Raw genomic sequence first — 24,266 nt, 5'->3', positions numbered from 1 at the left:
GCCCGGAGATTCCCATGGAGCCCGTTTCCCTTTTCGATCTCGCCGCCAAGCAAGCGCAGTGGCTGTCCGTGCGTCAGTCGGCTGTGGCCGGCAACATCGCCAATGCCAACACGCCGGGCTACACGGCAAACGACGTCGAGCCGTTCGAGAAGGTGCTCGACCGCACCGCGGTGTCGCTCCAGATCACCGAGCCCGGCCATCTCGGCAGCGCGGCCACCAATGCCGGCTTCGCCATCAAGCCGCAGGAAGACGGCGGCGTGATCATGCCGTCCAAGAACACGGTCGTGCTTGAAGACCAGCTCCTCAAGGCCGGCGAGGTGCGCCGCTCCTTCGAGCTCAACACGGCCATCGTCAAGGCATTCCACTCAATGATGATGATGGCGGTGAAGAGCTGACCATGGACGCACTGACCGCAGCTCTCAAAGTCGCAGCATCAGGCCTCGGCGCCCAGTCCGAGCGCCTGCGCGTGGTTTCGGAAAACCTCGCCAACGCCCAGTCGACGGGCACCACGCCGGGCGCCGACCCGTATCGCCGCAAGACCATCAGCTTCGTCTCCCAACTCGACCGGGCCTCCGGCAGCTCGACGGTTGAGGTGAACTCGATCGACCGCGACCCGAGCAACTTTCCCATCGAATTCCAGCCCGGCAACGAAGCCGCCGACGAGAAGGGCTACGTCAAGATGCCCAATGTGAACGTGCTGATCGAAATGGCCGATATGACCGAGGCCAACCGCTCCTACGAGGCCAACCTGCAAGTCGTGAAGCAGGCGCGCGATCTCATTTCAATGACCATCGACCTGATGAGGAACCAATGATCGTCAACGGCATCGGCGCGCTTAACCTGAAGCCTGGGCTGGGCGATACGGCGACCGACCTGCTTCAGGGCGGTGTCGCGCCCACGACAGCAGGCAACCTTGGCACCTCCTTCGCTGAAGCGGTGAGCCAGGCGGCTTCCAAGACCGTCACCACTATGCAGAATGCCGAGCAGGTGTCGATGCAGGCGCTGAAGGGCGACGCCGACACCCGTCAGGTCGTCGATGCCGTGATGAGCGCCCAGCAGGCGCTGCAGACCGCCGTCGCCATCCGCGACAAGGTGGTCTCGGCCTATCTCGAAGTCAGTCGCATGGGCATCTGAGGAGTTAGGCCATGAAAGCACTCGCCATCGCCGCCACCGGCATGAATGCCCAGCAGACCAATCTGGAAGTCATCGCCAACAACATCGCCAACATCAACACCACCGGCTACAAGCGCGCGCGCGCCGAATTCTCCGACCTGCTCTACCAGGTCGACCGCACGCAGGGCGTGCCGAACCGCTCCAACGCCTCGCTGGTGCCAGAAGGCGTTTCGATCGGTCTCGGCGTCAAGACGACCGCCGTGCGCAACGTCCACACCCAGGGCGAACTGACCAGCACCGGCAATAGTTTCGACATGGCGCTCACCGGCAGGGGCTGGTTCCAGATCGAGGGCGCCGATGGCGGCACGCTCTACACCCGCGCCGGTGCCTTCAACACCAACGCCACCGGCCAGTTGGTGACGGTTGACGGCGCCAGTGTCATTCCGGCCATTACCGTGCCGGTCAACGCCGTCGAGGTCATCGTCAACAAGACCGGTCAGGTCTTCGCCCGCATCGACGGCCAGACCAACCTGCAGACGCTCGGCCAACTCCAGATCGCCAACTTCGCCAACGAGGCGGGCCTTGCGCCGCTCGGCGACAATCTGTTCCAGGAAACGACGGCTTCCGGCCCAGCCAATGTCGGCGTTCCCGGCGATCCCGGCTTCGCCACCGTCCAGCAAGGCTATCTCGAGGCTTCCAACGTCGATCCGGTCAAGGAAATCACCGAACTGATCTCGGCGCAGCGCGCCTATGAGATGAATTCCAAGGTCATCCAGGCCGCCGATGACATGGCCTCCGTCGTCTCCAAGAACATCAGGTAACGGATGATGGCCATGCCGATCTCCTGCTCCGCATTCCGCCGCGCCGCGCTGACCCTTGCGCTGGCGGTCGGCGGCATGCCGGCTTTCGCCCAGGAATCGGCAAGCCAATCGACGGGCCAGTCGGCCACCCGGATCGCGAGCAACCAGCCTGCCGGCGAGGTCGTGCTGATCCCCAACTGCGTCATCTATCCCGGCGAGACAATCGAACTCGGCGCCCTGAAGCAGGTCACCCTCATCCCGGGCAAGCACAAGCCCGACGCGGTGGCGACCAACGCCGAGGAACTCCAGGGCAAGATCGCCAAGCGCACGCTGCTGCCCGGCCGTTACATTCCGACCACCGCCATCCGCGAAGCCTGGCTGGTCGAACAGGGTGCTGCCGTGCAGGTCTTCTTCATTGCCGGCGGACTGACGATATCCGCCACCGCCGTGACGTTGCAGCCAGGTTCGGCCGGCGACCTCATCAAGGTTCGCAACAGCGACAGCGGCAAGATTCTCTCCGGCACGGTGATGGCCGACGGAACCATCCAGGTCAGCGCTTCATGATGCGCCCATTTGCCCTTCTGCTCGCGGCGGCACTTGGCTTGCAGCCGGCGCTGGCCGACGGCCTGACGCCCAAGGCCAAGCGCGAACTCGCCGCCAGGAACGGCGGTGTCTACGACGATCCGGAATATGATCCGGCCACCACCACGCGCATGTTTCGCGTTTCACCCGGGCCGAGTTCGCTGCCGCCAGGCCAGGTCGCATCGCGCATCAAGGACATCGCGCAGTTGCAGAGCTCGCGCGACAACCAGCTCGTCGGCTACGGCCTCGTCATCGGGCTTGCCGGATCTGGCGACAGCCTGCGCAATTCGCCGTTCACCGAACAATCGATCCGCGCCATGCTCGAAAATCTGGGCATCGCCACCGAAGGCGGCAGCGCACGCGCCAAGAACGTCGCTGCCGTCATCGTCACCGCCAACATGCCACCCTATGTGCAGTCGGGTGCCCGCATCGACATCGACGTTTCCTCGATGGGCGATGCCACCTCGCTTTCAGGCGGCACGCTGATCATGACGCCGCTGAAGGCAGCGGACGGAGAGATCTACGCCGTCGGCCAAGGGGCGGTCATCGTTTCTGGCTTCACCGCCCAGGGCCAGGCCCAGCAGGTGACGCAAGGCGTGCCGACCGCCGGCCGGGTACCCAATGGCGCGATTGTCGAGCGGTCGGTGAAGGCCGAATTCGACGACCAGCCGACGCTGACGCTGCAATTGCGCAATCCCGATTTTTCGACCGCCATCCGTATCGCTGACGCGATCAACGATTACACCAGCCAGCGCTTCGGCATGCGCGTGGCGGCCGAGCGCGATTCCCGCACCGTCCAGATCAACAGGCCGAAGAGCGTATCGGCGGCCCGCTTCTATGCCGAGATCGAGAATCTGGTGGTCGAATCCGACACGCCGGCCCGTGTCGTCATCGACGAGCGCACCGGCACCATCGTCATCGGCAACGACGTCAAGATCTCGCGCGTCGCCATCAGCCACGGCACACTGACGGTGCGCATCACCGAGGCGCCGCGTGTCGTGCAGCCTGAACCCTTCTCCAAGGGCGAAACCGCCGTCGAGCCGTTCACCGCCATCGACGCCAGCCGGCCCAACGGCCGCGTCGCCGTGCTCGACGGGCCCGACCTGCAAACCCTCGTTTCCGGCCTCAACCGTCTCGGCGTCAAGCCGGACGGCATCATTGCCATTCTGCAAGGCATCAAGTCGGCCGGCGCCCTGCAAGCCGATCTGGTTCTCCAATAGGCGATGCCGATGATGCCTTCCCTCTCGCCCCACGAAAGACGCCGCGCCCGCGCCATCCTGTTTGCGGCCGCGACTCTCGCGGCCATCTCCGTTTTCGGCGGCCGCGCTCACGGCGAGGACGCCGTTCGCCAGGTTCTGCCCGGAGCACAGCCCGCAGTGGCGCCGCAGCAATTGACGCGCGAGAAAGCGCCGGACCAGAGCGAGATCGAGCGCTTCTGCTCCAACATCGCCGACGCTGCCCGCGACCGCCGCTATGCCTTGCAGGCGGAGGAGTTGAAACAGCTCCAGGCCGGCATCGACGAGCGCATGAAAGCTCTGGACGCAAAGAAAGCCGAATACGAGACCTGGCTGAAGCGGCGCGAGGTCTTCCTGGCCCGGGCCGAGGACGGCGTCGTCAAGATCTATGCCGGCATGAAGCCCGATGCCGCGGCCGAACGCCTCGCAATCGTCAACGCAGACCTGGCCGCGGCCATCCTGATGAAGCTCGATTCGCGCAAGGCCAGCGTCATCCTCAACGAAATGGACCAGAAGGCGGCGGCGACGCTCACCGGCATCATGGCCAGCGCAGCCCGAAGGGTAGATCCGTCATGATCCGCAGAATGCTCATCCTGTGCGCGGTCGCAGCACTGTCCGGCTGCGGAACCAACCTCAAGGAGGTCGGCAAGGAACCGGCATTGTCTCCGGTCGGCTCCGGCATCGACGGCGGCAACACCGGCTCGCTTTATAAATACCCAGAAACGCCGCGGCAGCCGGTAAAGAAGTTCTCGCTGTGGAACGACCGCCAGAGCCGGCTCTTCACCGATCCACGAGCGCTCCAGCAAGGCGACATCCTGACCGTCAAGATCAGCATCAACGACCGCGCCAACTTCAAGAACCAGAACGACAGAAGCCGCACCGCCAACCGCAAGCTCGGAATCGATCTCAGCGCGCAGTGGGACAAATGGAGTACCGCCGGCAAGGGCTCTGGAGCGCTCAATTCCCAAACGGATACGACCGCCGATGGTGAGATCAAGCGGTCGGAAACGCTTGAGCTCAATGTGGCAGCCATCGTCACCGATGTCTTGCCCAACGGCAATCTGATGATCACCGGGTCGCAGGAAGTGCGCGTCAACGCCGAACTCCGGGTGCTGACCATCGCCGGCATCGTGCGGCCGGCCGATATCGGCGCCGAGAACACGATCCCCTACGAACGCATCGCCGAGGCCCGCATCTCCTACGGAGGACGCGGCCGCATCACCGAGATCCAGCAACCGGCCTATGGCCAGCAGGTCCTCGACCAGGTTCTTCCGTTCTAGTTCTTGGCCTTCTGGGGATTGGAGAGAAAAGCACCGTGGCCAATGTCGAACAGGTTCAGCCTCGCAAGGGTCCTTCCCTTGCCGTCCAGGGCGCCATGCTGCTCGTGGTGACGGCCGCCGCCATCGGCATGGGCTGGATGTCGGGCGGCTATCTCAAAGGCGTCGATGCACCATCATCGGTGCCGGTTGCGCCTGAAAATGAGGGCAAGGCCGCCCAGCCCGCTGCCGCACAACAGCCGGGCACGGGCCCGACGCTTGTCGCACTGGCGCCGATCACCACCAATATCGCCTCGCCCGCGGATACATGGATCAGGATGGAAGTATCCGTGGTCTATGACGCGCCGCAACCGCCGGCCATGGCGGAGGATATTCAACAGGATCTTCTGGCTTTCGTGCGAACCCTGAAAATGCACCAGATCGAGGGCGCCAGCGGCTACCAGCATCTCAAGGCCGATCTCGACGAACGGGCCTCGATCCGCAGTCAGGGGCACGTCAAACAGGTTCTTATCAGGACATTGCTGCTCGAATGAGAAAATTCCTTCTTGCCGCGGCACTGATCGGTGCCGCCACCTCCGTCGCGGCGGCCCAGCAACTGGACCTTGGCGGCATCGGCAAGGCCGATGGCACCACCGTCGGCTACATCATCCAGATGTTCGGCCTGCTTACCGTGCTGTCGGTGGCGCCGGGGCTGCTGATCATGGTGACGAGCTTCACTCGCTTCGTCATCGCCTTCTCGATCCTGCGTGCCGGCATCGGCCTGCAATCGACGCCGGCGAACCTCATCCTCATTTCGTTGTCGCTGTTCATGACCTTCTATGTCATGGCGCCGACCTTCGATCAGGCGTGGAACACCGGCGTCAAGCCGTTGATGGACAATCAGATCAGCCAGACCGAGGCCTTCGAGAAGATTTCCGATCCGTTCCGCACCTTCATGCTGCACAATGTGCGCGACAAGGATTTCGATCTTTTCGCCGACCTCGCCCGCGAACGCGGCCAGGTCGTCGCCAAGGAGACCGTCGACCTGCGCATCCTCGTGCCCGCCTTCATGATCTCCGAAATCCGGCGCGGCTTCGAGATCGGCTTCCTGATCGTGCTGCCATTCCTGGTCATCGACCTGATCGTGGCCACCATCACCATGGCGATGGGCATGATGATGCTGCCGCCTACGGTCGTGTCGCTGCCGTTCAAGATCCTGTTCTTCGTCCTGATCGACGGCTGGAACCTGCTCGTCGGCAGCCTGGTGCGCTCTTTCACCTGATCCGCCGCGCGCGGCATCAGGCATCGCTTGCCCGAGGAATCGGGCGGCGCGCCTATCATCGAATTTTCTCCGAATTATTTTCGATTAACCGTCCAGTTTAGTCCTTTGGTAGGGACTCGCCGCCATAGTCGCTCGCAGATGGCGGGTGACCCAAAACGCAACGGTCATTGGCATGATGCCGCTCCGTCATACCGGACAAACCGGTATGCAAAAAACACCCTGTAAAACAAGGTACGAGTAGCCATGGCCAGTATCATGACCAACACCGCCGCGTTGACGGCGCTGCAGAGCCTTAACGCCACGCAGAACAGCCTCGCCACCACCCAGTCGCGCATCTCGACGGGCTATCGCGTCTCCCAGGCTTCGGACAACGCCGCCTACTGGTCGATCGCGACCACGATGCGCTCCGACAACCAGGCCATGTCCACCGTTTCGGACTCGCTCGGCCTCGGCGCCTCGAAGGTCGACACGGCCTACACGGGCATGAGCAGCGCGATCACCACCATCAACTCGATCCAGCAGAAGCTGACTGCCTCCTATGGTCAGACGGACGCCTCGAAGGAAAAGACCCAGGTCGAAATCAAGGCACTTCAGGATCAGTTGAAGGCCTACGCCGATGGCGCCACCTTCTCGGGCACCAACATGCTTTCGGTGTCGACGGCTTCGGGCACGGCGGCCGACGTGAAGGTCGTTTCGGCTTTCAACCGTAGCGCCACCGGCGCGGTTTCGATTTCGACGATCGACGTCAATGTCGAAAGCATCAAGCTCTATGACGCCGGCGCCGCGCCGACCGCCAAGGGCATTCTGGACACAGACCGCCTCGGCGCCACTGGCGCTGCGGTTACAACGGCCTCGGCCCCGACCCTGGGCGCTGCCGCAGCGGCCACCGACACCTATTCGGTCGCCGGCCTGGCCATCTTCTCGGGCACCACGGCCGCCAGCGACAGCCAGATCTCGCAGATGATGACCGTCGTCGACGCCGCGCTCAAGGACATGACGACCGCCGCCACCAAGCTCGGCGCCGCCAAGAGCTCCATCGACCTGCAGAAGACCTTCACCTCTAGCCTGATGGACTCCATCGATCGCGGCGTCGGCCAGCTCGTCGATGCCGACATGAACAAGGAATCGACCCGCCTCCAGGCTCTGCAGGTTCAGCAGCAGCTCGGCGTCCAGGCGCTGTCGATCGCCAACGGTTCGTCGCAGTCGATCCTGTCGCTCTTCCGCGGCTGATCGCTCTCGACCGTCCAAACTAGGCAAACGGGCCGCGCCAAAAGCGCGGCCCGTTTTGCGTTTGCTCCAGCCCCACGCAACCCTCGTTCCTTAACCCTCGAAAGTCAGCTTTTAACAAGCCGTTAACCATAACGCGCTAGTCATGGTTAACCAATGACTTACAACGGGTTGGCGAATCGGCCCGATCGGGGCGGCGGCGATCCACGGGCGGGTCGAGCGGCTCGCGAGGGCAACGCCGGTTTTTGAGAAAGACCGGTCTGGAAAAAAGGAGCGAGTTTCTTGGCGAGCATCATGACGAACGCTGCGGCGTTGACTGCACTTCAAAGCCTCAACGCCACCAACAAGTCGCTCGAGCAGACACAGGCCCGCATCTCGACGGGTTACCGCGTCTCTCAGGCCTCCGACAACGCCGCCTACTGGTCGATCGCCACGACGATGCGCTCCGACAACCAGGCGCTCTCGACCGTGCAGGACGCCCTCGGCCTCGGCGCCTCGAAAGTCGACACCGCCTATACCGGCATGAACAATGTTCTGACGTCGATCGGCCAGATCAAGACCAAGCTGCTTTCCACCGTCGGCCAGACGGACGCCGCTAAGGCGAAGACGCAGACCGAGATCACGGCGCTCCAGGCGCAGATGAAGTCCTTTGCCGATGCCGCCACCTTTTCGGGTTCGAATTACCTTTCGGTGACGTCCAAGCAGGTTGCGGCCGCTAATGACGGTGTGCAGGCAAACGCCCAGATCGTGTCCTCGTTCAACCGCTCCTCGTCCGGCGCCATCTCGCTCGGAACGATCGACATCGATGTCGAAAGCACCAAGCTGTTCGATTCCGGCCTCGCCACCGACGTCAAGAACCAGGGCACGCTCGATCGCCAAACCTCTGTCTACTCGACAGCGGCGGCACAGAGCCAATATGACACCGCTTATGCGACCGCGCTCGCTGGCGGCGCCACGGACATTGCCGCCAACACCGCGGGCCAGGCCGCGGTAAGCCCGGCTGCCACGAAGATCGACAATGTCTCCGCCTACAATCTCGACATCACCGCGGCGGGCGTGACCGACGACATCATCACCCAGATGATCGGCAAGATCGACCACGTCATGGCCCAGTTGACCGACCAGGCCACTATTCTCGGTTCGGCCAAGAGCAGCATCGACCTGCAGAAGACCTTCACGCAGAGCCTGATGGACTCCATCGACCGCGGCGTCGGCCAGCTCGTCGATGCCGACATGAACAAGGAATCGACCCGCCTGCAAGCGTTGCAGGTGCAGCAGCAGCTCGGCATCCAGGCGCTGTCGATCGCCAACAGCTCCTCGCAGTCGATCCTGTCGCTGTTCAAGAACGGCTAGTCCAGCCTTAGCTGACGGGTTACTTCTACTTCCAATTCACGGGCCGCGCCGCAGCGCGGCCCGATTTCATTTTCGCACAAGCTTCGAGGGCTAGTGTTCCGGCGGACAGTCATGCTGGGAGTCGCTCAATCGTGCCGGAACAGATCCAGAGCATCATCTCGAATCTCCGCGGCTTTGGCGTCAGGCGCCTGGCCATGCTGGCGGGCATCGCCGTCCTGGTAATGGGTGTCATTGGCATTGCCTCGGTCTACCTCAACCGCCCGGCCTACGACACGCTCTATGTCGGGCTCGACCGCTCCGACGTGAACCAGATCGGCCTGGTGCTGGGCGAGGCCGGCATCGGCTTCGACGTCGGCGCCGACGGAACTTCCGTGCTGGTGCCGGCCGGCACCACGGCGCAGGCACGCATGCTGCTTGCCGAAAAAGGCCTGCCGACCAGCGCCAATGCCGGCTACGAGCTGTTCGACAATGTCGGCGCGATGGGTCTCACCTCCTTCATGCAACAGATCACTCGCGTGCGTGCGCTGGAAGGCGAGATCGCCCGCACCATCCAGTCTATCGCCGGTATCAAGGCGGCACGCGTCCACATCGTCATGTCCGAGCGCGCCAATTTTCGCCGCGACGAGCAGCAGCCTTCCGCCTCGGTCGTCATCCGCTACGCTGGCATCGACGCGGAGAAAAGCGCCATGTCGATCCGCCACCTCGTCGCCGCCGCCGTTCCTGGCCTGTCGGCCGACAAGGTGACGGTGCTCGATTCCAATGGCAACCTGCTGGCCGCGGGCGATGATCCATCCAACACCAGTGCCGCCCGCACGCTCGGCGTCGAGCAGACCGTGGAAGCGCAGATCGGCGACAACATCCGCCGCGCGCTCACCCCTTATCTTGGCCCGGACAATTTCCGTGCCAGCGTCAAGGCCGAGGTCAACACCGACACCCGTCAGACGGAAGAGACAATCTTCGATCCGAATTCCCGCGTCGAACGCTCGGTGCAATCCGTCCGCGCCAATGAAAACAGCAACCAGAAGCAGGCTTCGACTCCCGCCAGTGTCGAGCAGAATCTGCCTGAGACCCAGGCGACCAGCACCGAAGGTCCGCAGACCTCCTCGGCGAACGACCGCAAGGAGGAGATCACCAATTACGAGATCAACTCCAAGAAGATCGCCACCGTCTCCAATGGCTATACCGTCACCAAGATGTCGATCGCCGTCGTCGTCAACCAGGATCGGCTGAAGACGATCCTGGGCAAGGACGCGACGCCGGAACAGATCGCCAAACGTGTCGCCGAAATCCAGAAAATGGTGAGCTCCGCCACCGGCCTCGACGACAAGCGCGGCGACGTCATCGACGTCTCGGCGGTGGAGTTCATCGACGGGCTGGACGGCGAGACGATCCCCCAGGTTGGAATGCTCGATTCGATCAGCCAGCATGCCGGCACGCTGATCAACGCCGGCGCCTTCATCGTCGTGGTATTCCTGGTCGCCTTCTTCGGCTTGCGGCCGATGGCGGCCGCACTGACGGCCAGGGCGACGCCCGCCATAGCAGGCCCCAATTTCGATGAAGTCCAGCGCTCGCTGCCGACACCGGAAGCAGTCGCCTCCGCCGATGCGGGTGCCGCCATCGGCGCCTTGCCCGGCACGCGTGCCGGCGCCACCCCGCTCGACGATCTTCGCCAGAAAATCAGGCCGGCGCCACAGGAGCGGCTTGCCCGCATGGTCGACATCAACGAGGAGCGCACCGCGCAGATCCTGCGCAAATGGGCGGCCCAGGAAGTCGCGGCGTAGACCATGCCCTCTGCAGCCCTCTTCGATCTTCTCCCGGATTTCGGCACGCGCACGCCACGCGCCAGCCAGCCCCAGGCCGCGGCCGAGCATAAGCCGGAAGCACCCGCGCCCCAAGCTGATATCGGCACGCTGATCGCCGAAGCGGTTGCCCAGGCGGAGGCAACGCTCGGCGAACGGCTTGCCGCCGCCCATGACGCAGCGCTGGAAGCGGAACGCCAGGCGAATGCCGAGCAAGCTAGGGCTTTCCTCGAAAGCTTCGGCGGCGATGTCGGCAGGGCGGTCTCGTTGCGCATCGACGCCATGGAGGCGCGCGTGACGGATCTTGTCGCAGCCACGGTCGCCCGCATCATCGGCGGCGTCGTCAGCGATGATCTGCAGAAGCGTTCGCTTGAAGCGCTCGCCAGAGCCGTCCGCGAAGCAGTCAGCGATGGCGAAGCAGTGCGCATCGCCGTCCGCGGGCCGCTCTCCCTGTTCGAAATGCTGAAGGCATCGCTTGGGCCGCGCGCCGAAAATCTCGACTTCACCGAGGCGCCCGGCTTCGACCTGACAGTCACCATCGACGAGGCTGTGTTCGAGACACGCATGGCCGAATGGTCGGCGACACTTTCCGAGGTCCTGTCATGAGTGTCGCCGATGCCGATCATGGCAGGCACGAGATCATCATCGTGCGGCGCGGGCATGACGACCACGACGAAGGTCATCATGGCGGCGTCTGGAAGATCGCCTTCGCCGACTTCATGACCGCGATGATGTGCTTCTTCCTGGTCATGTGGCTGATTAATGCCGCCAACGAACAGACCAAGGCGGCCGTCGCCAGCTATTTCAACCCCGTCAAGCTGGTCGACCGTGAGTCGAGCCGCAAGGGCCTCGAGGATCTTGGCAATGGGCCGCGCGCGGTCGGGCTGACGGCCGACGACCCGCAGGAAGCGACAACCAAGGCCGGACAGGACGGCATCGGCGCCGCGGGCTCATCCAACCGTAAGCAGGACAAGCAGGAGGCGCCGCAGTCGCAACAGTCCGACGAGCATCTCTTCGCCGACCCCTATGCGGTGCTCTCGGAGATCGCCACCGATACCGGTGTCATGCAGAATGTCAGCCAGAAGGGCGATGGCGGCGCGCAGAACTCCGGCCCGGCGACGGGGGCCTCGGGCGGCGCGTCCTACCGCGATCCCTTCGAGCCAGACTTCTGGTCGCAGCAGGTCGCCGCGCCTGGAGCCGAGGCAAGTGCCCAGCGTCCCAGGATCGAGGGCGACCCGCTCAAGTCCGGCGACAAGGCGGCCGAGACACAGGTCGCCAAGGTCAAGGCCGTGCCGCCGGCGCCGCCCGTCAAGGACGCACCGCTCGAGCCCCTGGCCGGGGATGCGAAGGACGCCGCAGCGACGATGGTCAAGACTGGCGATGCCAAGGCCTGGGATGCCAAGGCGGGCAACGCCAAGGCTGGAGGCGGCGAGGCGGCGGATACGGCCAAGGCTGGCACGGCCGCCGCGAAGCAGGATGCCGAAAAACCCGAGGTTGCGGACAAGGCTCCGACCGCCGCCGCGGTGAAGGCGGCGGCCAACGTCAAGCAGCAGCTCGCCGATGCCTTCAGGCCCGGTGACAAGCTGCATGACGGTGTCTCGGTCGAAGCCACCGACAAGGGTGTCGTCATCTCCATCACCGATCAGCTCGACTTCGGCATGTTCGAGGTCGGGTCGGCGGTGCCGAGCCGTGAGCTGGTGCTGGCGATGGAAAAGATCGGCCGCATCGTCAACAGCCAGAAAGGCACCATCAGCATCAACGGCCACACCGATGCGCGCCCTTTTCGCAACGCCAGCTACGACAATTGGCGGCTGTCGACGGCGCGCGCGCACTCGGCCTATTACATGCTCGTGCGTGGCGGCGTCGATGAACGCCGCATCACCGAGGTTGCCGGCTTCGCGGATCGCCACCCCAAGGATCCAGCCGACCCGATGTCGGCGGCCAACCGCCGCATCGAGATCCTGATGGCGACCGGCGGATGAAGCGGGCGGCGCTGACCAGCCGCCTGACGGGCCTGTTTTTGCTGGCCGCGGCGTATCCGTCGGCGGGCCTCGCTCAGGACACGCTGCAGCCTTACCAGCTGGTGCGCTCGTTGCAGCTTGTCCAGGACCGCATCGCGGCCGGCGATCACGCCGCGATGCCGATGCAGGCCAAGCTGCTCGAGATGACCGATGCGCGGTTGCGCGCGGCGGATGCCGAGGATTTCAAGGACCCCAAGAATTTTCGCGCGCTCCTGGTCTACGGCATGAGCGGCGGCAATCCGGTAACCGTCGAGGCGGCCGTATCGCGGGCCGCCTCCGATCCGCGGAACCTTGCCATAGCCAAAGGTGTGATCGACTATCTGAACGGCCGGCCCGGCGAGGCGATCGAAGCCCTGAGGCCGATCGACCCGATGGCCCTGCCAGGCGACCTCGGCGCGTTCCTCGCTTTGGTCAAAGGGTCACTGCTTGCTACGGATCAGCCGGCGGCCGCGCTCACGCTGCTCGACGAGGCCAGGCTCCTCAGCCCCGGAACTCTGGTCGAGGAAGCAGCCCTGCGGCGCTCGGTGGGCATTGCCGTGACGCAAGGCGACGCGGCACGGTTCGCGCTTGCCTCCACCCAGTATGTCGAGCGCTATCTCTATTCGCCCTATGCCAGCCAGTTCGCCGATTCCTTCGTCTCCGGCGTCATCGCACTGCATATGTCGATTAGCCAGGACAAGCTTGCCGACATCACCTCGATGATGGATCCCGAGCGCGAGAAGGTCATCTATCTGCGCATCGCTCGCCGTGCCGCGATCGACGGCATGAGCGACTTGTCGGCCTTCGCATCGGCACGCGCCGAACAGGGTCGCGACGGCAACACCAATCAGGGCGATCCGCGCGCCCTGCTCTATTCCAGCCTGTCCACGGTGACCTCCGATACCATCGACGACGTGCGCGCCAAACTGGGCAAGATCGACCGCAGCAAATTGTCGGACGGCGACCGCGCCTTGCTCGACGCGGCCAAGGCCATCGCCGGCGAAGTGGTGGCGCCGCCTGCCTCAGTTCCGGCCGCAAATCTGACGCCCGCGTCGGTCGTGCCATCGCCCGGACCCGAGCTTGCGGCCGCGTCGACCACCGATGCCGCCGGATTGCCGCCTGTCGAGGGCGCCGTCTCCGAACAGCCGGCCGTTGCGCCATCCCTGGACGCGGCGCCGGCTGCGCCGAGCGCACCCGCGCCCGCAACCGTAACCGCAACCGACGCGGCAACCGTCCTGCCGGCATTGGCGCCAGCGACCTCGTCCGGCACCGACACGACAGACCCGACCGACGCCGCCGTGACAAAAACCCGTCGACAGCTCGACCTGATCGACCAGATGCTTGGAGCCGCCCCGAAATGACCCCCAGCCTCGGCCCGGCCCTGCCAGGAGTTACAGCCGCGCGCACGGCCGAGCAGCCGGCCGCGCCCGGAAAGAATGACGACACCGGTTTCGGCAAGATGGTGCATGGCAGCCCGAGCCCTGCCAATTCGGAAAAGCAGCCACCGGCCGAGGCAAGCTCTCGCGATCCGCGTTGGAGCAGGCTTGCCGCTGGCCTTGCGGCAAACGCTGGCGAGGATGAACCGATGCCCGCCTGGAAGGCAAGGACCACGCCGACCGGATCGCCTGCCGCGAAATCCATGAAGGACGGCAAGGACGCCGGGACGGAGGATGCCGATGCCGACGCGCAGGCCGCCGAATCGGGCGCACCGCCGCTCGACGGGCATCTGCCGCTGCTGATGGCGTTTCATGACCTGCGGCATTTCTCGACATCGGCCAAGTCGGCCGACTCGACCGCGAGCGAAACAGGACAGGGCGCGGCTGTCATTGGGCAGCTTCCGTCGAAGGTCTATCGACAGAAATCCGCCGCCGGGAGTGACGGTCTCGAACCCATGTCCAAGCCTGAGCGCGTATCGCTCGTCGACGGGCCGCTGACGAAACTAGACGGTCAGCTCGTCCGCGATGCGGCAGGCGCGCCAAGACACGACAATACGATCGCGGCCGGCCCCCTGCCCGAGGCGCCAATAGAGGTGCCGGGCGTGGAGACGAAACAAGCGCCGCCGCAGCTGAAATCCGTCGCCGACCTTCAGTCCTCATTGCGGTCCGAGCCGGGAAAACAGCAGTCGACGACGGCACGCATCGACGTGGTTTCCGAACGCAGCTTTCCTGCGCCGCCGCAGGCGCCGATGAGCCAGGCAGCCCTCAACGTGATCGGCGCCATTTCAGCCGATGGCGGTCCGAACCAGGCGCTTTCCACGGCTTCCGCGACCGCTCAGTTGACGGGCTCTGTTGCCGTTCCGACACATGTGTTGAAGATCGAACTTCACCCGGCCGAACTGGGCATGGTCACGGCCCATCTTCGGCTCTCGGGAGAACAACTGTCGATTGAGTTGAAACCAGAAACACACGATGCCTATCGCCGGCTTTCCAGCGACAGCGAGGCGATCGTGAAGTCGCTGCGCGGGCTCGGCTTCGAGGTCGACAAGGTCACCATTCTGCAACCCTCGGTAGCAGTTCCCTCTACAACCCGGACGGATACAACCGCTTCCGTCAGCGCAGCACCCGGCCGCGATCCATCCTCCTTTCAACCCGGAAATTCGGGCGGCGGCAATGGCGGAGCCGGCGGCCAGCAGTCGGGTCAGCAATCCGCAAGGGGTAGCCATGATGATGCGCAAGCACACGGCCGCGCCGCTTCGCCTTCTCGCGAGCGCGCTGGCGGCGATATATTTATCTAGTCTCGCGAGCAGCGCCGGCGCCGCCACCAATCCTTGCGAACCCGAGATCCTGCGCGCCGCCGACCGCTATGGCGTGCCCGCCGGCATCCTCTACGCCGTCGGGTTGACGGAAACCGGCAACAAAGGCAGTCTTCAGCCCAACGCCTTGAATATAGAGGGAAAAGCAGTCTTCCCGAGAAGTCGGATCGAAGCGCTTGCCGCCTTCGCCAACGCCCAGCGCGAGGGCAAGACGCTGATCGACCTCGGCTGCATGCAGATCAACCATCACTACCATGCCTCGCATTTCCGCAGCGTTGAGGACATGCTGGACCCACGCCAGAACGTCGACTACGCGGCACGCTTCCTTGCCAGCCTGCATGCTCGCCACGAGACCTGGTCGATGGCCGTCGCCCGCTATCATGCGGGTCCCGACAACGATCCGGCGCAGAAGGTCTACGTCTGCAGGGTGATCGCCAACATGGTCGCCACCGGCTTTGGCAAATGGACCGCGAATGCTCGCGGCTTCTGCAACCCTTAAGCGCATTTTCTGCTTCTAATACGTCAGACCCTGGCTGCGAAGCGGCCGGTACGACTTGGTCAAGACTTTCACCCGCAAGCATATCTGGCTGCACGCTAATGCAACCGATACGATTCCTGACTCCCAAGAAACTAGTTACAAGAAATGACGGTTGTTCAGGATTCCCGGCAGCGGATACGCCTTTCCCCACGGGGCAAATGTGCTGATTCGGAGGCGGGGCCGATGATCGTTATCGTTGACGAGCGAGAGCTCGTAACTGAGGGCTATAATTCACTTTTTGACCGCGAGGGGATCGCCTGCGCCGGTTTCGCGCCGGGCGAATTCGGCGAGTGGGTCAACTCGGCCGCCGACACCGATCTGCGCTCGGTACGGGCCTTCTTGATCGGCGACTGTCGTGACGGCGCTATCTCGCCGCGCCAGATCCGCGACCGCACCGGAGCTCCGGTCATTGCGCTCAGTGAGCAGCATTCGCTGGAAAACACGCTCAGGTTGTTCGAGAGCGGGGTCGACGACGTCATCCGCAAGCCGGTGCACATCCGCGAAATCCTGGCTCGGATCACCGCCATCCGCCGACGCGCCAGCGAGGACGTCGCCTATACCGAGATCGGCGCCATGCGCATCTTCATGGACGGCCGCGATCCCGAGATCGACGGCCAGCCGCTGCCCTTGCCGCGCCGCGAGCGCCGTATCCTGGAATATCTGGCGAGCAATCGCGGCCGCCGCGTCACCAAGACCCAGGTGTTCAACGCCATCTACGGCATCTTCGACGAAGAGGTCGAGGAGAACGTGGTGGAAAGCCACATCAGCAAGTTGCGCAAGAAACTGCGCGAAAAGCTGGGCACCGACCCGATCGATTCCAAGCGCTTCCTCGGCTACCGGCTCGTGTTCTGATGCGGCACCGCGCCAGCCTCGCGCAAGACAGGACGCGTAGCCTCGAAGCCAGTGGCATGGATATTGCGGAGACATCTCGATGAGCCTCTACGGAATGATGCGGACCGGCGTTTCCGGCATGAACGCCCAGGCAAACCGCCTGTCGACGACAGCCGACAACATCGCCAACTCCGACACCACCGGCTACAAGCGGTCCTCGGCCGAATTCTCGACGCTGATCATGCCGTCGACCGGCGGCGCCTATAATTCCGGCGGCGTCACCACCACGATCCGCCAGGCGGTGAGCGATCCGGGCGTGCTTCAATACACGACCTCGGTCTCCGACCTTGCCGTCAGCGGCGACGGATTCTTCGTCGTGCAGGATCCGAGCGGCACGCCTTTCCTGACCCGCGCCGGCGCCTTCGTTCCCGATGCACAGGGCCGGCTGGTCAATGCCGCCGGTTTCCAGCTGATGGCCTACAGCTACGCCAATGGCACGCCGGCAGCGACGGTGAACGGCTTCGAAGGCCTCGAGCCGGTTGTCATCTCCGACCAGGGACTGACCGCAACGCCGAGCACCCAGGGTAATTTCAGCGGCAATCTGCCGGCAGGTGCGACACCGGTCGCTGCCGGCAACCTGCCCAGCACGAACTCGGCGGGCGCGCAGTATACTTCGAAATCGTCGATGGTCGCCTATGACAATCTCGGCAACAAGAAGCTGCTCGACGTCTATTTCACCAACACCGGTGCCGGCACCTGGGAGGTGGCGGTCTTCGACCAATCGAAGGCAACGGCCGGAACTGGCTTCCCCTACGCTGCCGGCGGTGCACTGGGCACGGCCAACCTGACCTTCGATACCACTACCGGCAAGCTTACCGGCGCCCCCACCGACGTTTCATTCACCGTGCCGGGCGGCGCCAGCCTCGACCTCGATCTTTCGAAGCTGACCCAGCTCGGCACCGGCTTCACCGTCACCGACGCCCAGGTCAACGGCAACGCGCCGAGCACCATCGACAAGGTGCAGATCAGCAAGGACGGCACCATCTACGCCCAGTACAAGGACGGCACTTCCAAGCCGCTCTATAAAATTCCGCTGGCCGACGTGCAAAGCCCCGACCAGCTCAAGGCGCTGCCGGGCAACGTCTATGCGCAAGGCACCGACTCCGGTGCGATCCGTGTCGGCTTTGCCAATGAAGGCAAGCTTGGCTCGATCATTTCCGGCGCGCTCGAAAATTCCAACGTCGATATCGCCGAGGAATTGACCGACATGATCGCGGCCCAGCGCAGTTACACCGCCAATTCGAAAGTCTTCCAGACCGGTTCCGATCTGATGGACGTCCTTGTCAACCTGAAGAGATAAACCGGGCTTTGCCCGTGAAAGACCAGCATGTCGCTTTCCTCCGCACTGAGCATCGCCCAATCGGCGCTTCTGGCTACCTCGCGGCAGACCAGTGTTGTCTCGCGCAACGTCTCGGACGCCTCCAATTCGGACTACACGCGCCGGATCGCCGTCGTCAGCAGTACGACGCCGGGCGCCCGGGTGGTCGATATCCAGCGGGTGACCAACGACCTGCTGTTTCGCCAGAACCTTGGCGCACTGTCGGCCTATAGCGGCCAGAACGCGCTCTACAGCGGCATGGATCAGCTGGATGTGGCGGTCAACGGCGTCGACAATGCGTCTTCGCCCTCGACCGCCATCGCCAACCTGCAGCAGCAGCTGCAGCTCTACGCCACCTCGCCGTCCAACCAGAATCTCGGCTCCACGGTCATCGACGCCGCCAGGCAGGTCGTGCGCTCGCTCAATGAAGGCTCCCAGGCCATTCAGGCTTTCCGCACCCAGACCGACGGTCAGATCGACACGGCGGTCAAGGATCTGAACTCGCTGCTCAGCCAGTTCCAGGACGCCAACCAGGCCGTCATTTCCGGAACCCGTTCCGGCACCGACGTTTCGGACGCGCTCGATCAGCGCGATGCACTGCTGAAGAAGATCGCCGACTATGTGCCGGTCTCGACCTTCACGCGCGGCGACAATGACATGGTCATCACCACGGGTGACGGCACCACATTGTTCGAGACCATACCGCGCACGGTGAGCTTCACGCCGTCCGCCGGCTATGCCGCCGGAGCCGCCGGCAACACCGTCTATATCGACAACGTCCCCGTCTCGGCGGGAGCCAGCGGCAACACCAGCGCCAGCGGCAAGCTTGCCGGCCTGCTGCTACTGCGCGACGACGTCGCCTCGACCATGCAAAGCCAGCTCGACGAGACCGCGCGCGGCCTGATCACGGCCTTTGCCGAGACCGCGCCCTCGATGCCCAACGCCGCCGGCCTCTTCACCTGGTCCGGAGCGCCGGCCGTGCCGGCCGCGGGCACGCTGGTCAACGGCCTGGCCGGTTCGATCAGCATCAATGCGGCGATGGATCCAAGCGCTGGCGGCAATCCGACATTGCTGCGCGACGGCGGCGCCAACGGCGCGGCCTACGTCGCCAACACCAGCGGCGGCGCGTCCTATTCCAGCCTCCTGGTTGCCTATGGCGACCGGCTCGACCAGCCGATGACATTCGATTCCGCCGCCGGGATTTCGGCGACATCCAGCGTTTCCGACTACGCCGCCAATTCGATCGGCTGGCTCCAGGGCATGCGCCAGCAGGCCTCGACCGCATCGAATGCCAAGGAGGCGCTGGCACAACGCAGCGCCGAGGCGCTGTCCAATGCGACCGGCGTCAATGTCGACCAGGAAATGTCGCTGATGCTCGACCTCGAGCACACCTATCAGGCGTCGGCCCGGATGATGAAGACCGTCGACGACATGATGACGGCCCTGTTGAACGCGGTGGGATAATCCATGACCTCAGTCTCCTCGGCCGCCCTCTCCAACGCCATGCGCTACCAACAGATGCGCATGCAGGCGGACCTCGTCAAAGCCACCAAGGAATCCTCGACCGGCAAAGTCGCCGATGTCGGCCTGGCGCTCGGCGGCCGCACGGCCCAGTCGGTCACCTTCTCGCGTGACCTCGACCGGCTCAACGTGGTCATCGATTCCAACGGGCTGGTCGCCGCCCGGCTTTCGTCGACCCAGACTTCGCTCGGCCAGCTCTCCGGCGTTGCGCAGACTTTCCTGTCCAGCCTGACCACCGCATCGTCGGGCGACAACTCCGACAGCCTGACCCAATCGACCGGCCAGACGGCGATCCAGCAGCTTGCCTCGATCCTCAACACGAGCGTCAACGGCGAATATCTGTTTGCCGGCACCAACACCGACGTCAAGCCGATCAACGATTTCACGGCCGCCGGCTCGCCGGCCAAGGCTGCCTTCGATGCCTCCTTCGTCGCCAAATTCGGCTTTACGCCCGATGATCCGGCGGCCGCCAACATCACCGCCGCCCAGATGGACGACTTCATCACCAACGATGTCACGCCGCAGTTCCTCGGCGCCGGCTGGCAAACCAATATGTCGAATGCCACCGACCAGCAGATCGTCAGCCGCATTGCGCTCAACGAAACCACCGCGACCTCGACCAGCGCCAACAGCGATGGTATCAGGAAGCTCGCGATGGCGGCGGCAATGGTTTCGAGCCTGATGTCCACCAACATAAGCCAGGCGGCGAAAGACAAGATTGTCAGCCGTTCCCAGTTGCTGGTCGGCGAGGCGCTGAGTGGCATCGGCCAAGTCCAGTCCGAAACCGGCATCGTTCAGAAGCGGGTCTCCGACGCCAGCGACCGCATGAAGACGCAGGTCGACCTGTTCGAGCGCCACATCCTCGATCTCGAGGCCGTCGATCCGGCGGAAGCCGCGACCCGCGTCGCCGACTTGACGCAGCATATCGAGACGTCCTTTGCTCTGACGGCGCGCCTGCAGCAACTCAGCCTGCTGAATTACCTGACCTGAAAGCACTCTGAATCGGAACGGTAGAGCCAACGATGTACCAATTCTCCTACGCCGACGTCCAAAGCACCTCCGTTACGGACGCCAAGGACCGTGAGCGGGAGCTCCTGACCCGCTCGATCGACATGCTGTCGGCCGCCGCCGCGGCCGGCCAGCAATCGATGGAGGCGGTGGAGGCGCTGCATTTCACCAATCGCGTCTGGACCACCTTCGTCGAGGATCTTGGCTCCAGCGACAATGCACTCCCCAAGGAATTGCGCGCCAACCTGATCTCGATCGGCCTGTGGCTGCTGCGCGAGGCCGAGGACGTCCGCCAGGGCCGCACCGACAATTTCGAGGGGCTGATCGAGGTCTCCCAGATCATCCGCGACGGCATTCAATGACCAACACGCTTAAGATATCGCTGAAGCCCAACGAGAAGATCTACATCAACGGCGCGGTCATCCGCGTCGACCGCAAGGTCACCGTCGAGCTGATGAACGACGTGCAGTTCCTGCTCGAGAGCCATGTGATCCAGGTAGACGAGGCGTCGACGCCGTTGCGGCAGCTCTATTTCATCGTGCAGGTCATGCTGATGAACCCTGCTGGTGCCGATGAAGCACGCGAGATGTTCCGCCGCTCGCTGCCGCTGCTCATTGCAAGTTTCGAAGACGCCGAGATCGGCAACGCGCTGAAACAGATCGACCGCTTGGTCGGCGAGGATCACATCTACGAGGCCTTGAAGGCGATCCGTTCGCTTTATCCTCTCGAACGCCGCGCGCTTGGCGGCAATGACGACGTTCCGGGCGCCGCGCGCCCGCTGGCCGTGGGAGCACGATACTAATGACCGTGGACATGACGACGACGATACCGGCCGGCGCCAACCAGACCACCACGCAGACCGCCAAGACCGCTGTCGACTACAACTCGTTCCTGAAACTTCTGATCGCCGAGATGAAGAACCAGGATCCGACCAAGCCGATGGATTCGACGCAGTACGTCGCCCAGCTCGCCACCTTCTCGCAGGTCGAGCAATCGGTACAGACCAACACCAAGCTCGACCAGATCATGCAGTCCTCGGCGCTATCGCAGGCCGATGCGATCATCGGCCGCTCGATCACGTCGGCCGACGGCAAGACCACCGGAATAGTGGCTTCGGTGACGCTCGCCAGCAGCGGATTGATCGCTGTGCTGCAGGATGGCACCCAGGTCCCCGTCGGCGCGGGCGTGTCGATCAAGCCGGCGAGCTAGGCCAACCGCTGACATGAACGAAGCCGACGCTCTCGACATCGTCCAGTACGCGGTGTGGACCGTGCTGACCGCGTCCGCCCCGGTGGTGCTGGTCGCCATGGCGGTCGGCATCGGCATCGCCTTGATCCAGGCGTTGACACAGGTCCAGGAAATCACCTTGACCTTCGTGCCCAAGATCGTCGCTATCATGCTGGTGGTGGCGCTTACGGGCCCCTTCATCGGCGGCCAGATATCGGCCTTCACCAATGTCATCTTCCAGCGCATCCAGAACGGCTTCTGAACGATTCCAGGAAGGGTGCCCGGCGACTTCCATCCAGATTGCGCCGGGATGGAACGCAGCTTGCGGGCGGCCGCGTTGCGGCTAGAGTGCCGTCCACGATCCGGCAAATTGTCGGCCCGACATGGCGGTATTTGTCTCGATGACGTCTCCCAAACCTCCGACCCAGGCCAGACCGGCCGGCTCGCCATGTGCGGCATAGCCGGCGTCTGGCGCAAACGCGATCCGATCAGCGGCGGTGACATCGCCGACGTCACCCGCATGATGCAGGCGCTGGCACACCGCGGGCCCGACGACCATGCCAGCTGGAACGACAGCCGGCTCGCGCTCGGTCACCGGCGGCTCTCGATCATCGATCTGTCAGCGCAGGCACGCGAGCCGATGCTCACAGCCTGTGGTCAGGGCGTGCTGGTCTATAATGGCGAGGTCTACAATTATCGCTCGGTGCGGAACGCGCTGGAGGCCGAGGGCAGACGGTTCCGGACGGTCTCGGATACCGAGGTGGTTCTCGAAGCGCTGCACCACTGGGGGCCGGACAAGGCGATCCCGATGTTCGACGGCATGTTCGCCATCGCCTATTTCGACGCGCGTGCCGGCGCCCTCTGGCTCACGCGCGACCGTCTCGGCATCAAGCCGATGTCGGTGGCCGAAACAGGTGAGCGGATCCTGTTCGCCTCCGAGGACAAGGCGATCCTGGCCTGCGATGGCGTCGCACGGACCATCGATGCGCGCGAGATCACCTTGCGCCTTGCCTGGCAGAGCCGTGACTCCTGTTCCAGCCTGTTCCAGGGCATAGAGCGGCTGCCGCCGGCAGGCCTGTGGAAGATCAGCGACGCCGGCGTTGAAAAGCGCTGTTTCTGGCATGTCCTCGATGTGCTCGACGCCGCCCGCATCGCTGGCGATACAGCCAGCGACGCCGAGCACATGGCAACGCTGGAAGCGCTGATCACGGACAGCGTCGGGCTCCATTGCATCGCCGATACCAGCCTGGCCGCCACGTGCAGCGGCGGTGTCGATTCCGGCCTCGTCACCACGCTGGCCAAACGGTTCAGGCCGGAGATGACGGCCTATGTCGTCGATCCCGGTATCGGCCACAGCGAGGCCGATGACGCCGAGCGCACCGCCAGCCACGCCCACGTGCCGCTGAACAGGGTGCCGGTCGACAAGGACCGGTTCCTCGACCTGTGGCCGAAGACCATCTGGCATCTGGAAAGCGACGGCTGGCATGCAAGCCATGTCTGCCTGCTCGCGCTCGCCGAGCAGTGCCGGGCCGATGGCATCAAGGTGCTGCTGACCGGTGAAGGCGCCGACGAGCTCTTTGGCGGCTACGATTGGCAGGAAGCCAGCATGAAATTGTGGCGCCCCTGGTCCTGGCCGAGGCGGCTGTTCCTTTCGAAGCGCAACCTGACCCGCAAATTCGAGCGCCAGCGTCATGCCCCGTTCCGCACGTCGATCGCGGGTGGCCGTGCCTGGGATCGCAACATCGTGCTCAGGGCACTTTCGCCGGAATTGAATTTCCTTCAGGCGAAGATCTTCGACCGGCTGGAGCCGGTGACGCCGCCTGGCGACCGAGCCTTCCTCGGATGCTGCCTTCACGACATGTATTCGCATCTGCAAGATCTGCTGAACCGGCATGACCGGCTCAGCATGGCGGCCTCAGTCGAACTCAGGGTGCCGTTTCTCGAAAACCGGCTGATCGACTTCGCGATCCATCTGCCTCGGCGACACAAATACCGCCGGAAGCAAGGAAAATGGCTTTTGAAGAAAGTCGCGGAAAAACACATTCCGCTTCAGAACGTGATGGCCAGGAAGAACGGCTTCCAGGTATCCGCGAACTTCACCGACGGCACCGAGGCCCTGCTGCATGGCGGCTTTCTGCGCGATGCCATGAAGTGGCCGGCATCTTCGGTCACGGACCTGATCGACCTGGCCAAACGCGACCAGGCCTCGAGGCTTCGGCTGGTGGGATTGGAGCTTTTCCTTCGTCTCCATGCAGGCGGCCAGTCCACCGGCCATCTGACCGAGGCGCTGCATGCAGCCGTGGCCGAGGCGCGCTGAAAACGACACGCTGTACGAAGGGGCACAGCGGTTTTGCGATGCGGCCC

The 24,266-nt window shown here is 64.0% G+C and carries 27 protein-coding genes; all 27 read left to right on the top strand.

What is annotated here, in order from left to right:
* Window positions 1-14: 14 nt before the first annotated feature.
* The 27 genes from flgB to asnB all read left to right on the top strand — a co-directional run bounded on the left by flgB (window position 15) and on the right by asnB (window position 24,219).
* The gene (flgB, locus tag C7I87_RS03960) at window positions 15-395 is read left to right on the top strand and encodes a flagellar basal body rod protein FlgB (RefSeq protein WP_149902973.1); all 381 of its coding nucleotides are present in this window, start codon (window positions 15-17) and stop codon (window positions 393-395) included.
* A 2-nt stretch (window positions 396-397) separates the two neighbouring features.
* Window positions 398-814 (top strand): flagellar basal body rod protein FlgC, encoded by a 417-nt coding sequence (flgC, locus tag C7I87_RS03955; protein WP_149902972.1) that lies wholly within the window; start codon window positions 398-400, stop codon window positions 812-814.
* Entirely contained in the window at window positions 811-1,134 is a 324-nt protein-coding gene (locus C7I87_RS03950; protein WP_188393722.1) for a flagellar hook-basal body complex protein FliE, read from the top strand. Before flgC ends, C7I87_RS03950 begins: the two co-directional genes overlap by 4 nt.
* 11 nt (window positions 1,135-1,145) lie before the next feature.
* Complete coding sequence (gene flgG, locus C7I87_RS03945; protein ID WP_149902971.1) at window positions 1,146-1,934, top strand: flagellar basal-body rod protein FlgG; 789 nt, start codon at window positions 1,146-1,148, stop codon at window positions 1,932-1,934.
* Window positions 1,935-1,940: 6 nt separating this feature from the next.
* Window positions 1,941-2,477: a flagellar basal body P-ring formation chaperone FlgA gene (gene flgA, locus C7I87_RS03940; RefSeq protein ID WP_188393721.1), complete on the top strand. Its 537-nt coding sequence runs from the start codon at window positions 1,941-1,943 to the stop codon at window positions 2,475-2,477.
* Window positions 2,474-3,715 carry a flagellar basal body P-ring protein FlgI gene (locus tag C7I87_RS03935; protein ID WP_149902969.1) on the top strand — a complete coding sequence of 414 codons (1,242 nt, stop codon included), beginning with the start codon at window positions 2,474-2,476 and terminating at the stop codon, window positions 3,713-3,715. The genes flgA and C7I87_RS03935 overlap by 4 nt, the downstream gene beginning before the upstream one ends.
* A 3-nt stretch (window positions 3,716-3,718) precedes the next feature.
* Entirely contained in the window at window positions 3,719-4,306 is a 588-nt protein-coding gene (locus C7I87_RS03930) for a MotE family protein (protein ID WP_149902968.1), read from the top strand.
* Window positions 4,303-5,010 carry a flagellar basal body L-ring protein FlgH gene (flgH, locus tag C7I87_RS03925; RefSeq protein WP_149902967.1) on the top strand — a complete coding sequence of 236 codons (708 nt, stop codon included), beginning with the start codon at window positions 4,303-4,305 and terminating at the stop codon, window positions 5,008-5,010. Before C7I87_RS03930 ends, flgH begins: the two co-directional genes overlap by 4 nt.
* Window positions 5,011-5,045: 35 nt before the next feature.
* On the top strand, window positions 5,046-5,540 hold the full coding sequence (locus tag C7I87_RS03920) for a flagellar basal body-associated FliL family protein (RefSeq protein ID WP_149902966.1): 495 nt from the start codon (window positions 5,046-5,048) through the stop codon (window positions 5,538-5,540).
* Window positions 5,537-6,268: a flagellar type III secretion system pore protein FliP gene (fliP, locus tag C7I87_RS03915; RefSeq protein WP_135898514.1), complete on the top strand. Its 732-nt coding sequence runs from the start codon at window positions 5,537-5,539 to the stop codon at window positions 6,266-6,268. The genes C7I87_RS03920 and fliP overlap by 4 nt, the downstream gene beginning before the upstream one ends.
* Window positions 6,269-6,511: 243 nt before the next feature.
* A complete protein-coding gene (locus C7I87_RS03910) occupies window positions 6,512-7,498 on the top strand; it encodes a flagellin N-terminal helical domain-containing protein (protein ID WP_149902965.1) in 987 nt (328 codons plus the stop codon).
* Window positions 7,499-7,777: 279 nt separating this feature from the next.
* Window positions 7,778-8,848, top strand: a complete 1,071-nt coding sequence (locus tag C7I87_RS03905) for a flagellin N-terminal helical domain-containing protein (protein WP_149902964.1) — start codon at window positions 7,778-7,780, stop codon at window positions 8,846-8,848.
* A 131-nt stretch (window positions 8,849-8,979) separates the two neighbouring features.
* Window positions 8,980-10,629, top strand: a complete 1,650-nt coding sequence (gene fliF, locus C7I87_RS03900; RefSeq protein ID WP_149902963.1) for a flagellar basal-body MS-ring/collar protein FliF — start codon at window positions 8,980-8,982, stop codon at window positions 10,627-10,629.
* 3 nt (window positions 10,630-10,632) lie between these two features.
* Complete coding sequence (locus C7I87_RS03895; RefSeq protein WP_149902962.1) at window positions 10,633-11,253, top strand: hypothetical protein; 621 nt, start codon at window positions 10,633-10,635, stop codon at window positions 11,251-11,253.
* Window positions 11,250-12,629: a MotB family protein gene (locus C7I87_RS03890; protein ID WP_149902961.1), complete on the top strand. Its 1,380-nt coding sequence runs from the start codon at window positions 11,250-11,252 to the stop codon at window positions 12,627-12,629. Before C7I87_RS03895 ends, C7I87_RS03890 begins: the two co-directional genes overlap by 4 nt.
* A complete protein-coding gene (locus C7I87_RS03885; RefSeq protein ID WP_149902960.1) occupies window positions 12,626-14,008 on the top strand; it encodes a chemotaxis protein MotC in 1,383 nt (460 codons plus the stop codon). The genes C7I87_RS03890 and C7I87_RS03885 overlap by 4 nt, the downstream gene beginning before the upstream one ends.
* Entirely contained in the window at window positions 14,005-15,381 is a 1,377-nt protein-coding gene (locus C7I87_RS03880) for a flagellar hook-length control protein FliK (RefSeq protein ID WP_149902959.1), read from the top strand. Before C7I87_RS03885 ends, C7I87_RS03880 begins: the two co-directional genes overlap by 4 nt.
* The gene (locus C7I87_RS03875; RefSeq protein ID WP_188393730.1) at window positions 15,311-15,898 is read left to right on the top strand and encodes a transglycosylase SLT domain-containing protein; all 588 of its coding nucleotides are present in this window, start codon (window positions 15,311-15,313) and stop codon (window positions 15,896-15,898) included. The genes C7I87_RS03880 and C7I87_RS03875 overlap by 71 nt, the downstream gene beginning before the upstream one ends.
* A 222-nt stretch (window positions 15,899-16,120) precedes the next feature.
* Window positions 16,121-16,789 (top strand): response regulator transcription factor, encoded by a 669-nt coding sequence (locus tag C7I87_RS03870; RefSeq protein WP_015315897.1) that lies wholly within the window; start codon window positions 16,121-16,123, stop codon window positions 16,787-16,789.
* Window positions 16,790-16,868: 79 nt separating this feature from the next.
* On the top strand, window positions 16,869-18,128 hold the full coding sequence (locus tag C7I87_RS03865; RefSeq protein WP_149902958.1) for a flagellar hook protein FlgE: 1,260 nt from the start codon (window positions 16,869-16,871) through the stop codon (window positions 18,126-18,128).
* Window positions 18,129-18,155: 27 nt separating this feature from the next.
* Window positions 18,156-19,610, top strand: coding sequence for a flagellar hook-associated protein FlgK (flgK, locus tag C7I87_RS03860; protein ID WP_149902957.1), 1,455 nt, complete (start codon window positions 18,156-18,158; stop codon window positions 19,608-19,610).
* Between the two features lie 3 nt (window positions 19,611-19,613).
* The gene (locus C7I87_RS03855; RefSeq protein WP_149902956.1) at window positions 19,614-20,657 is read left to right on the top strand and encodes a flagellar hook-associated family protein; all 1,044 of its coding nucleotides are present in this window, start codon (window positions 19,614-19,616) and stop codon (window positions 20,655-20,657) included.
* Between the two features lie 32 nt (window positions 20,658-20,689).
* Window positions 20,690-21,037 (top strand): flagellar biosynthesis regulator FlaF, encoded by a 348-nt coding sequence (gene flaF, locus C7I87_RS03850; RefSeq protein ID WP_149902955.1) that lies wholly within the window; start codon window positions 20,690-20,692, stop codon window positions 21,035-21,037.
* Window positions 21,034-21,477, top strand: a complete 444-nt coding sequence (gene flbT / locus C7I87_RS03845) for a flagellar biosynthesis repressor FlbT (protein WP_149902954.1) — start codon at window positions 21,034-21,036, stop codon at window positions 21,475-21,477. Before flaF ends, flbT begins: the two co-directional genes overlap by 4 nt.
* A complete protein-coding gene (gene flgD, locus C7I87_RS03840) occupies window positions 21,477-21,884 on the top strand; it encodes a flagellar hook assembly protein FlgD (RefSeq protein ID WP_149902953.1) in 408 nt (135 codons plus the stop codon). The genes flbT and flgD overlap by 1 nt, the downstream gene beginning before the upstream one ends.
* A gap of 13 nt (window positions 21,885-21,897) precedes the next feature.
* The gene (fliQ, locus tag C7I87_RS03835; RefSeq protein ID WP_149902952.1) at window positions 21,898-22,164 is read left to right on the top strand and encodes a flagellar biosynthesis protein FliQ; all 267 of its coding nucleotides are present in this window, start codon (window positions 21,898-21,900) and stop codon (window positions 22,162-22,164) included.
* Between the two features lie 108 nt (window positions 22,165-22,272).
* Window positions 22,273-24,219 carry an asparagine synthase (glutamine-hydrolyzing) gene (asnB, locus tag C7I87_RS03830; RefSeq protein ID WP_188393720.1) on the top strand — a complete coding sequence of 649 codons (1,947 nt, stop codon included), beginning with the start codon at window positions 22,273-22,275 and terminating at the stop codon, window positions 24,217-24,219.
* The last annotated feature ends 47 nt before the right edge of the window (window positions 24,220-24,266 follow it).

Origin of the sequence: Mesorhizobium sp. SARCC-RB16n (assembly GCF_008520305.1) — a bacterium.
Taxonomy (GTDB): Bacteria; Pseudomonadota; Alphaproteobacteria; order Rhizobiales; family Rhizobiaceae; genus Mesorhizobium.
The sequence above is the reverse complement of the archived record's forward strand: the minus strand, read 5'-3'. Positions and strand labels throughout refer to the sequence as shown.

Bases quoted from the DNA above. Each gene is read 5' to 3' on its own strand.
- flgK (WP_149902957.1), top strand. From the start codon at position 18,156: ATGTCGCTTTCCTCCGCACTGAGCATCGCCCAATCGGCGCTTCTGGCT.
- C7I87_RS03865 (WP_149902958.1), top strand. From the start codon at position 16,869: ATGAGCCTCTACGGAATGATGCGGACCGGCGTTTCCGGCATGAACGCC.
- flgD (WP_149902953.1), top strand. From the start codon at position 21,477: ATGACCGTGGACATGACGACGACGATACCGGCCGGCGCCAACCAGACC.
- C7I87_RS03950 (WP_188393722.1), top strand. From the start codon at position 811: ATGATCGTCAACGGCATCGGCGCGCTTAACCTGAAGCCTGGGCTGGGC.
- flgA (WP_188393721.1), top strand. From the start codon at position 1,941: ATGGCCATGCCGATCTCCTGCTCCGCATTCCGCCGCGCCGCGCTGACC.
- fliP (WP_135898514.1), top strand. From the start codon at position 5,537: ATGAGAAAATTCCTTCTTGCCGCGGCACTGATCGGTGCCGCCACCTCC.
- C7I87_RS03880 (WP_149902959.1), top strand. From the start codon at position 14,005: ATGACCCCCAGCCTCGGCCCGGCCCTGCCAGGAGTTACAGCCGCGCGC.
- C7I87_RS03875 (WP_188393730.1), top strand. From the start codon at position 15,311: ATGATGCGCAAGCACACGGCCGCGCCGCTTCGCCTTCTCGCGAGCGCG.
- flgG (WP_149902971.1), top strand. From the start codon at position 1,146: ATGAAAGCACTCGCCATCGCCGCCACCGGCATGAATGCCCAGCAGACC.
- C7I87_RS03930 (WP_149902968.1), top strand. From the start codon at position 3,719: ATGCCGATGATGCCTTCCCTCTCGCCCCACGAAAGACGCCGCGCCCGC.
- flgB (WP_149902973.1), top strand. From the start codon at position 15: ATGGAGCCCGTTTCCCTTTTCGATCTCGCCGCCAAGCAAGCGCAGTGG.
- flbT (WP_149902954.1), top strand. From the start codon at position 21,034: ATGACCAACACGCTTAAGATATCGCTGAAGCCCAACGAGAAGATCTAC.
- C7I87_RS03935 (WP_149902969.1), top strand. From the start codon at position 2,474: ATGATGCGCCCATTTGCCCTTCTGCTCGCGGCGGCACTTGGCTTGCAG.
- flgH (WP_149902967.1), top strand. From the start codon at position 4,303: ATGATCCGCAGAATGCTCATCCTGTGCGCGGTCGCAGCACTGTCCGGC.
- C7I87_RS03870 (WP_015315897.1), top strand. From the start codon at position 16,121: ATGATCGTTATCGTTGACGAGCGAGAGCTCGTAACTGAGGGCTATAAT.
- C7I87_RS03885 (WP_149902960.1), top strand. From the start codon at position 12,626: ATGAAGCGGGCGGCGCTGACCAGCCGCCTGACGGGCCTGTTTTTGCTG.
- fliQ (WP_149902952.1), top strand. From the start codon at position 21,898: ATGAACGAAGCCGACGCTCTCGACATCGTCCAGTACGCGGTGTGGACC.
- C7I87_RS03910 (WP_149902965.1), top strand. From the start codon at position 6,512: ATGGCCAGTATCATGACCAACACCGCCGCGTTGACGGCGCTGCAGAGC.
- flgC (WP_149902972.1), top strand. From the start codon at position 398: ATGGACGCACTGACCGCAGCTCTCAAAGTCGCAGCATCAGGCCTCGGC.
- C7I87_RS03895 (WP_149902962.1), top strand. From the start codon at position 10,633: ATGCCCTCTGCAGCCCTCTTCGATCTTCTCCCGGATTTCGGCACGCGC.
- flaF (WP_149902955.1), top strand. From the start codon at position 20,690: ATGTACCAATTCTCCTACGCCGACGTCCAAAGCACCTCCGTTACGGAC.
- C7I87_RS03855 (WP_149902956.1), top strand. From the start codon at position 19,614: ATGACCTCAGTCTCCTCGGCCGCCCTCTCCAACGCCATGCGCTACCAA.
- C7I87_RS03890 (WP_149902961.1), top strand. From the start codon at position 11,250: ATGAGTGTCGCCGATGCCGATCATGGCAGGCACGAGATCATCATCGTG.